An 8,392-nucleotide genomic window follows, 5' to 3' on the forward strand; every position below is an offset into this window, starting at 1 on the left:
AAGCGATGGCGGCAGTGTTGTTGAGCTGCGCGGCGGTCACGCTGGTAGAGGCCAGAGCTGAGTTGATGGCGGCCAAGTTCAGGCTTGTGACCAGCAGTTTGCCGCTGGCGTCTTTGATGCCTGCGTCAGTGTAGGTGTTGAGGGTGGGCAATGATCCGGAGTTGCTGTTTGCGTAGTCTTGAATTTGCTTGAGTGCTTGTGCGGGTGTAGCCATGATGATTCCTTGGTGGGTATAAATTAAACTAAAAAGTACTTTTTAAGTATCATTTTATTATTTTTGATTGTATGAAATAAATGTCGATTGAGTCTAAAAATATTCAAAAACTACAAATTGTTTCATTTCGATACTCAAAACTGCAACCTGATGGGTGTTTGTACAAAGTTTTTAGCAGCGTGAGCCACGCAAGTTAACTACAATTGGTTCTTTATTTTGTCAAGTTAACAATTAGAAATGTTGTGTTCGAGAAAATAACAAAAAATTGTTTTTCTTAACCGTGCAAAGCCATGACTACTTTCGTACCCAAGCCAGCAGAGTCTGTTGTCATCACCGTCGTTCCGGCGCAAAAGCAGGCCGTTAAGGTCCGCCCGGATGCCCTGCACAAGTTGCAGCTGCCACCAGGGCCGCCGGTGCAGACCATTGGCCTCAAAAAGGGCAATAACCTTTTGCTGCGCTTTGCAGACCAGAGCGAACTGCTGCTGGAGGACTTTTTTGACCCGGCCAGCGGCCAAGCCCAACTGGAGTTGGTGAGTCAGTCCGCTGAGCCTTTGCTGTTGCAGTCCAATTCAGTCGGCATCGCCTTGGCCGACGGGCAGGAGTTGGTGTATGTTTACGGGGATCGCTCGACGCTGGGTGCCTGGCTTGCAGACGAGCCCGGCTTCAATGCGGCGCTCCAGGAGGTGTTAGGCGGCAGCACGGCACAAGATTGGGCAACCTGGATCGCCCCATCGGGCCAGGCTGGCGGCCTGGTTGCTGTGGCGCCCTTCGCGCTTGCACCTTTTGCCGGAGGAGTGGGTGCACTGGCCATCGCTGCTGGTGTCGGTGCAACTGATTCCAACGATGCGGCCCAGATCACCGGCGCCGTGACCGGTGCTGTCACCGAAGACAGCGGCGTGACCAACGGCACCCCTGGCACACCGACCGCCACCGGTAAGCTCTTCAGCACCGACGTCGATGGCACAGCCAACCTGTTCACGGAGGTCACTGCTGGAGCCACCAGCACCGGCGGCTACGGCACCTACGCCATGAGTGCCTCTGGCGAGTGGACCTACACGCTCAACAACAGCAACGCCACCGTGCAAGCCCTGGCTGCAGGTTCTACCCTAAGCGACACGTTCACGGTCACCGCCGCTGACGGCACACTGCAACTTGTGACCGTCACCATCAACGGCGCCAACGATGCGGCCCAGATCACCGGCGCCGTGACCGGTGCTGTCACCGAAGACAGCGGCGTGACCAACGGCACCCCTGGCACACCGACCGCCACCGGTAAGCTCTTCAGCACCGACGTCGATGGCACAGCCAACCTGTTCACGGAGGTCACTGCTGGAGCCACCAGCACCGGCGGCTACGGCACCTACGCCATGAGCGCCTCTGGCGAGTGGACCTACACGCTCAACAACAGCAACGCCACCGTGCAAGCCCTGGCTGCAGGTTCTACCCTGAGCGACACGTTCACGGTCACCGCCGCTGACGGCACAGTGCAACTCGTGACCGTCACCATCAACGGCGCCAACGATGCGGCCCAGATCACCGGCGCCGTGACCGGTGCTGTCACCGAAGACAGTGGCGTAGTCGTTGGCGGCACGCTCAGCGTCAGCGATGTCGATGCTGGTGAATCGAGCTTCAACGCCCCAGCGTCTTTGGCCGGCACCTACGGCAACTTCACCTTTACCGCAGGCACAGGCGCGTGGAGCTACACCCTGGACAACACCAAGGCCGCGGTACAAGCCCTGGCTGCTGGCGTCCAAGTCACCGACGCCCTGACCGTCTCCAGCCAGGATGGCACCACCCAGGTGGTCACCGTCACCATCAACGGCGCCAACGATGCGGCCCAGATCACCGGCGCCGTGACCGGTGCTGTCACCGAAGACAGCGGCGTAGTCGTTGGCGGCACGCTCAGCGTCAGCGATGTCGATGCTGGTGAATCGAGCTTCAACGCCCCAGCGTCTTTGGCCGGCACCTACGGCAACTTCACCTTTACCGCAGGCACAGGCGCGTGGAGCTACACCCTGGACAACACCAAGGCCGCGGTACAAGCCCTGGCTGCTGGCGTCCAAGTCACCGACGCCCTGACCGTCTCCAGCCAGGATGGCACCACCCAGGTGGTCACCGTCACCATCAACGGCGCCAACGATGCGGCCCAGATCACCGGCGCCGTGACCGGTGCTGTCACCGAAGACAGCGGCGTGACCAACGGCACCCCTGGCACACCGACCGCCACCGGTAAGCTCTTCAGCACCGACGTCGATGGCACAGCCAACCTGTTCACGGAGGTCACTGCTGGAGCCACCAGCACCGGCGGCTACGGCACCTACGCCATGAGCGCCTCTGGCGAGTGGACCTACACGCTCAACAACAGCAACGCCACCGTGCAAGCCCTGGCTGCAGGTTCTACCCTAAGCGACACGTTCACGGTCACCGCCGCTGACGGCACAGTGCAACTCGTGACCGTCACCATCAACGGCGCCAACGATGCCCCTATCGTCAACGCTTCCGCCACTGACCAAGTCGCTGCCCGGGGCGTCGCCTTCAGTTATCAACTTCCAGCCGGTACATTTACCGATTTAGACAGCGTCTCGCTGATTTACTCGGCCACGCAGGCAGATGGCTCAGCTTTGCCCGCATGGCTGTCCTTCGATGTCGATACTCGTATTTTCAGTGGGACACCTGGCGCGGGGGATGGCGATGTCTTGGTCCAGGTTACTGCCAGTGATGGATTCCTGAGTGCCCTTAGCACCTTTAGGCTCAATTTCGAGTTCTTGCAGGTGACCGCAGACAACATCGTCAACGCCGAAGAGGCTGCTCAGGGCTTTTTCGTGAACGGAAAGACCATCGCCGACGCCGGTCAGACAGTGAGTGTGTGGATCTCGGGCAACCCTGCCAACACCAAAACGGCCATTGTGAGAGCAGGTTCCGGTGGTCAGAACACTTGGGAGGCCAGCTTCACTAATGCCGATCTGCCCAAAGACGCAGATGGAAATATCCTGCAGGGCCTGATCTCTTTTGAATACAGCATGAAGGATGCCGAAGGCAACGACGTCTTCTATCAGGGCGACGCAGTCACCGTTGATACGGTGGGCGAAACGCCATCGATCACCTCTATCGTGCCCACAAATTTGGACCTGAGCGAGTTGCTTGCAGGCGACGTATTCACCGTAGGTGGAGACGTAGCCGAAGATGGCACCATCACCGTGGCTTGGATGGATAGCCTTGGCGGCGTGTTGTACAGCCAGTCGACCCAGGCCGCAGGGGGCATCTGGTCCTTGAGCTTCAACCCGAGCGATATCCCGAAAGGTGATGTGAAGCTCAGCGTGTCTTTTACAGACATTCACCAAAACACCTCTTCGCCACAAGACTTTGACGTCAACGTGTTTTCAACCGTCAGGGTCGCGAGCAATGTGGTGTCCATGTCTGGCATGGGTCCTGACACCTTCGAGTTCATCGAACCTGTTGCCAATGGGGCGGTTTTTACCATTCAAGCCTTCAGCCTTGCAGATGGCGATAAGCTGCACATCAGTGATTTGCTGGATGGCTTTGCGGCCGGCGTGAATAATTGGTCAGATTGGGTCAGCCTGGTTCCAGACTTAGCTACCAGCCAAGCGGTTTTGACTATTGACATCGATGGGGAAGGAGCAGGCCGCGTGGAGTATGTGATTAATCTGCAAAGCACCGACCTGGGTGCTTACTCACTTAGTAGGTTGGTCACAGATGGGGTGATTTATTGATTGTCTTGAAAATAGGATGAAGCGCGCTGAATATTTTCGACTTTTGCGTTTGCTTGCGAATTCTTTGAATTCTTTGAAAACTCCCCCATAAAAATACGATGTGCCCCATGACGATGCGATTCTCAGCAGGCGGCGTCTTGCCGATACTTTCGACTTTGTCGTAAGTGCTGATTTATCCCATGTCAATTCAAGCATTTCGATAGTTTTAGTTAAAAAAAATCCATGAAAAATTCCATTGTTGGGGTTCTGGCCTTTGTGTTGGGCTCAACGTCAGCGCTGGCCCAAAAAACGGAGGTTGACCACTTACGCGCGCTGCTCCAAGCTGCTGTGACGGACAGCCCGGTGATCAGGGCGCGTGAGTCCGAGGTGGGCGCTGCACAGTCCGAGGTTCAAACGGCCCGTTGGCAGTTCTGGCCGACACCCTCGATTTCTGTACAAAAGCCCGACAAGGCGCTGGTGATAGGTACGGACAGTTCGGTTCAAATTCTCAGCCTCAAGCAGCCCTTGTGGACGGGGGGGCGGCTGGAGGCCGGTGTGGCATTGGCGAGTGCTCGGCAGCAGGTTGCCCAGGCCGCGCAACAAGAAACACGGCGCGACATTGCGCTGGAGGTCATTCAGGCCTACGGCGATGCGTCTACGGCCAAGGCTCGCGTGCAGGTGCAAGAGGCCAGCCTAGCTGTTCACAAGAAATTGCTCGAACAAATACGCCGCCGCGCTCGGGAAGGGCTCAATGTGAAAAGCGACAGTGCATTGGCCGAAAGTCGCCGTGATGCGGTGTTGGCCGATTTGGAATTTGCGAAAGTTGCGTTGACCATATCGCGCGAAAAATTGCGCACATTGGTAGGTCGTGAGGTGGCCGAAAAGCTGTTGGTGCCTGGCGAATTGCTGCCGCCACAGACCGAGACAGAAGCTTGCATCCAACAGGCCCTGCAGACAGACCCGAGCCTTCAGCGCATGCAGGCCGAGGCGCGCGAATTGCAAGCGATTGCCGACAGCACTGCATCGGCCTTTTGGCCCGAGTTGAGCGCCAGTGTCGTGCAGCGCCACGGGGATGTGTCCGGACGCAGTTCGCAGGTGATGCTGGGCTTCGAGTCCAAGTGGGGCGGTGGGTTTGCCAATGTGACAGCACTGCAAGCGGCAAAGCAGCGGCAAGAGGCCAAAAATGACGACATGGATTTCCGAACGCGCAAGATAAGCGAGCAAATCCGTGCTGACCACCGAAATTGGCGTGCTGCGCTCACGCGTACACATGCTTTTGGCGACGCCCTGAGTGCCTCGCAGACGGTTTACGAGTCGTGGGACCGCCAGTTTGTGGCTGGTAAAAAGAGCTGGCAAGACGTGATGAATGCCGCACGTGAAATGGCACAGACTGAAATCCAGTTGGCGGAGGCTCAAGGCTCGGTGAGCGTTTATGAGTGGCGTCTGGCTGTGCTTTCACGGGGCGTGGACTGGGTCTTGCAGGCAAAGCCCGAAGGTCTATGAACATGCCAGGACGCTTTTGATGTGCAAAATTTGATGGGTTTTGACTGATCTATGAATTCGCGTAAAACAGAACCCCAGTTCATCAGCACCACCGAGGCGGCCAATATGCTGGGCGTGTCGACGACGATGGTTCAGTCGCTGGTCGACAGCATGGAGCTTGTCGGCTGGAAAACCCGTGGTGGGCATCGACGCATTGCCTTGGAATCGATCGCTGACTTGAAAAACAAGCAGATTGTGAAAGTCAGCACGCCCTATAAGGCGCGCCAGCTACCCAGCATTATCGTGGCCGTGGAGTCACAGGCCTTGTACCAAGCCTTGCATGAGGCGCTCCCCAGTTGGCGCTTTCCTTTTGAGGTGAAGTTGCTGGATTCCATAGCGCTGGCCTTGCTGCATCTGCCCAAGGATCGCCCCGACATGCTGATCGCTGAAATGAACATGCCGCTTCATCAGCAAGAACGCATCTTGGCGGCTATGGCCGATCTGAATACGAGCGGTCGCCGCATCTCGATGACGCTTTTGGCGCAGGGTGCCGATGCCGCCGAGCTGCGTCATCAAGGCGCCTCGTCCATTCAGATGATCACGGGCCCTCTGACACTGGCCTGGCTTGAGGCTTTCCTTGCTGGTGTGCAAGCCACTGTGCACTGAGTGGCTGCTGTGCATCAACGGCGCAAGGCCCTGTCGTGGGCGAAATCACCCAAGCCAGCGCGCGATCAAGGCTGGAGGGTTTGTGCAGCCTTGTGAAATGTCCGTAAATATTGGGAAAAAACAGGCTGTACATGGTCATTTTGATCCAAATATTTGGGGAAAAAGATCGTAAATCGTGAAAACAGATTTTCAGCGAAATTAGGTGTTTTTGTTGCTGTGGTTGAAATACACGACTGCTATACAGTGATTACGGTCTGTCAATTCATAGGGGGATCGAACATGGCAGGCCAATTATCGGTCACTTGTCCTCAAAGCGCAGAAGCTACCTACCTGCTGTTTAGGCAGGTAGCCCTGTCAGTCCCAGATGGAAACCAGCTCGGCAATCTTGGTTGCAACGACCGCCATGGGGTCTTCTGATGTATCAAGCCCGCTTCTTGACGCCAGCATGGGGCTGACATCGAGGAGTGCTGTGTACGTCGTGCCGTGCACAATGGGAACGAGACGGTTACTTTGCAGGAGTGTTGAAAGCTCCTTGTCTGCGACACCCTCTTTAGGTAGGCGTGCAAGCAGTGCAGGGGTAACCAAAACGAGTCCGATTTTCGAGGCCGCCAATCCCTTGTCGATTGCGCGCATCATCGGCACACCAAGGTAAAGGTCCTTTTCACTGAACCATACCCTGACACCTGCTGCCTCGAGCAAATCATGCAGTTGTTTGGCGGCTCCCTGTCGGTCGTCCCAAGCATGGCATAGGAAGCAATCTCGAAGGGCCGGCCTAGCTGCCGCTTCTCTTTCTACGGCCTCTCGCACCGGCGTGAGGGACACCACCTGTGCTGGTGTATAAAAAACAGTCGAATTTGCGCGAGCCCAGCGTGGCCGTGTGCTGCTGCCTCCGCTGGATCTACTTCCACTACTGAAGCTGTTACCACCTGACGAATAGGACGAGCTATAGCCGCTTCCGTAACCACCGTACCGTCGACCATAGCCGCCACGGCAGGCGGGACAAGCTGCTGCAGCGCTAGATGAGCGATGACCTTCTACTGGAGCTGTGCATCTGGCCATTCTTACCCCTTTGGCGGAAAAGTGTCGTTGCCGTGACTGTCCTTGTATTGAATCTGGCCGTTCTGGCCATGGACTACCAACTCAGACTTCTGATTCTGCGAAATTTCCCGGGCACGATCCACGGCGTCTTGCTTGCGGTCAAAAACTTGCGTATCGCGTTGAGCTCCTGCGCCCCTGACGGCCCAGCCATCTTCACGGGGCACCACATGTTGATTGCGTTTAGTCATATCGAGTTTCCTTACTGCGGCGTGATTGCCGCTATATATGTGTGCGGTCGCTAAATTCGGCGCGGACAATTGCCTCTCCGTTGTCCGCATGGAAAATAATGACCGCACATATAAAGACCCAGGGAGGATCCGTGACGCAAAAACCGCCTTCAGAACGCCATGCCAGTGTTGAGGAGTTATCTCGTGCGCTGATGATGTTGACTGCCGCTGAGAAGCTGCGCTTGTACGCAAAATCCAGACTGCTTGTCTGGGGTACCGAGTACACGGATCCCAAGGAGTTGCTGAATGAGGCAGTAAAGCGTGCCCTCATTGCTGCAAGCGGGGCCAAACAGGATGGTGAGCGCGGACGTCCATGGCCTATTGACCGGGTGCCGCTTCCGGCATTTCTGTCTGCCTGTATGGTCAGCATCGCCGATTCATCCCGGGAGTCGCTTGGTCAAAGGCAGACCGACCGATTGGAAGCCTTGGCGGGTGAGGCTAGGGATGTGGATGCCATGATTTACCGCGCTGGTGGCTGGAACACTGACGTAGTGGAACAAGCAATTGAGGTGGAGAACGCCGCTGATAGGCAACATCGGGCTCAGGCCGACGTGCAAGTCATTGAGGCTCACTTTAAGGCTACGCTGAACAAGCCACCGAATTCAGCGATATGTTGCTAGTTGATTGCATGATGCGAGATGTGATGGGCGAAGCGGCCCAATTTCGGCCCGTATTTCTGGCCTTTTCACGCCAGACACGCGCATTGCGCGCTCTGAAGACGCACTCATGCCATGCGGCGTCCACGCGCTAAGTAGATGTTGGCCAGACCCAAGGCCACGAACGAGCGCGTGGCGTTCTTGGCCAGGCCGCGATAGCGCACCTTGGTGAAGCCCCACAGCCGCTTGACCACTGCGAAGACGTGCTCCACCCGGGCGCGTACCTTGGACTTGTTGCGATTCTTCGAGCGCAGGGCCGGGTCAACCTCACCTCCCTTGCGCACCCGCTGGTTGGTGAAGTCGTTCGCATGTGGTGCCTTGGATGCGATCAGTGCCTTC

General features: G+C 56.8%; 8 protein-coding genes. 4 read left to right on the forward strand and 4 right to left on the reverse strand.

Annotated elements, in window-relative coordinates:
* Positions 1–214 (reverse strand): hypothetical protein (locus B9Z45_RS16200; RefSeq protein ID WP_146180949.1); only part of this gene is annotated, 214 nt, incomplete at its 3' end.
* 290 nt (positions 215–504) lie between these two features.
* Between B9Z45_RS16200 and B9Z45_RS16205 the strand changes: the two genes are divergently transcribed.
* The 3 genes from B9Z45_RS16205 (at position 505) to B9Z45_RS16215 (ending at position 6,072) form a co-directional block, all read left to right on the forward strand.
* Entirely contained in the window at positions 505–3,945 is a 3,441-nt protein-coding gene (locus B9Z45_RS16205; protein WP_108408238.1) for a VCBS domain-containing protein, read from the forward strand.
* Positions 3,946–4,167: 222 nt separating this feature from the next.
* On the forward strand, positions 4,168–5,427 hold the full coding sequence (locus tag B9Z45_RS16210; protein WP_108408239.1) for a TolC family protein: 1,260 nt from the start codon (positions 4,168–4,170) through the stop codon (positions 5,425–5,427).
* A 51-nt stretch (positions 5,428–5,478) separates the two neighbouring features.
* Positions 5,479–6,072, forward strand: a complete 594-nt coding sequence (locus B9Z45_RS16215; protein ID WP_108408240.1) for a helix-turn-helix domain-containing protein — start codon at positions 5,479–5,481, stop codon at positions 6,070–6,072.
* A gap of 354 nt (positions 6,073–6,426) precedes the next feature.
* Here the strand turns inward: B9Z45_RS16215 and B9Z45_RS17565 are convergent, their stop codons facing one another.
* Positions 6,427–7,131: a toll/interleukin-1 receptor domain-containing protein gene (locus B9Z45_RS17565; protein ID WP_108408241.1), complete on the reverse strand. Its 705-nt coding sequence runs from the start codon at positions 7,129–7,131 to the stop codon at positions 6,427–6,429.
* Positions 7,132–7,133: 2 nt separating this feature from the next.
* Complete coding sequence (locus tag B9Z45_RS16225) at positions 7,134–7,358, reverse strand: DUF2188 domain-containing protein (protein ID WP_108408243.1); 225 nt, start codon at positions 7,356–7,358, stop codon at positions 7,134–7,136.
* A 98-nt stretch (positions 7,359–7,456) separates the two neighbouring features.
* On the opposite strand from B9Z45_RS16225, the gene B9Z45_RS16230 reads away from it, so the two are divergent.
* Positions 7,457–8,017, forward strand: a complete 561-nt coding sequence (locus B9Z45_RS16230; protein WP_108408242.1) for a hypothetical protein — start codon at positions 7,457–7,459, stop codon at positions 8,015–8,017.
* Between the two features lie 104 nt (positions 8,018–8,121).
* Here the strand turns inward: B9Z45_RS16230 and B9Z45_RS16235 are convergent.
* On the reverse strand, positions 8,122–8,392 hold a 271-nt coding region (locus tag B9Z45_RS16235), incomplete at its 5' end, for a transposase (protein WP_146180911.1).

It is taken from the genome of Limnohabitans sp. 2KL-17, from assembly GCF_003063415.1.
Classification (GTDB): domain Bacteria; phylum Pseudomonadota; class Gammaproteobacteria; order Burkholderiales; family Burkholderiaceae_C; genus Limnohabitans_A.

What these genes read in the sequence shown, in the direction of transcription:
- B9Z45_RS16205 (WP_108408238.1), top strand. Translation starts at nt 505, where the DNA reads ATGACTACTTTCGTACCCAAGCCAGCAGAGTCTGTTGTCATCACCGTC.
- B9Z45_RS16210 (WP_108408239.1), top strand. Translation starts at nt 4,168, where the DNA reads ATGAAAAATTCCATTGTTGGGGTTCTGGCCTTTGTGTTGGGCTCAACG.
- B9Z45_RS16215 (WP_108408240.1), top strand. Translation starts at nt 5,479, where the DNA reads ATGAATTCGCGTAAAACAGAACCCCAGTTCATCAGCACCACCGAGGCG.
- B9Z45_RS17565 (WP_108408241.1), bottom strand. Translation starts at nt 7,131, where the DNA reads ATGGCCAGATGCACAGCTCCAGTAGAAGGTCATCGCTCATCTAGCGCT.
- B9Z45_RS16225 (WP_108408243.1), bottom strand. Translation starts at nt 7,358, where the DNA reads ATGACTAAACGCAATCAACATGTGGTGCCCCGTGAAGATGGCTGGGCC.
- B9Z45_RS16230 (WP_108408242.1), top strand. Translation starts at nt 7,457, where the DNA reads ATGACCGCACATATAAAGACCCAGGGAGGATCCGTGACGCAAAAACCG.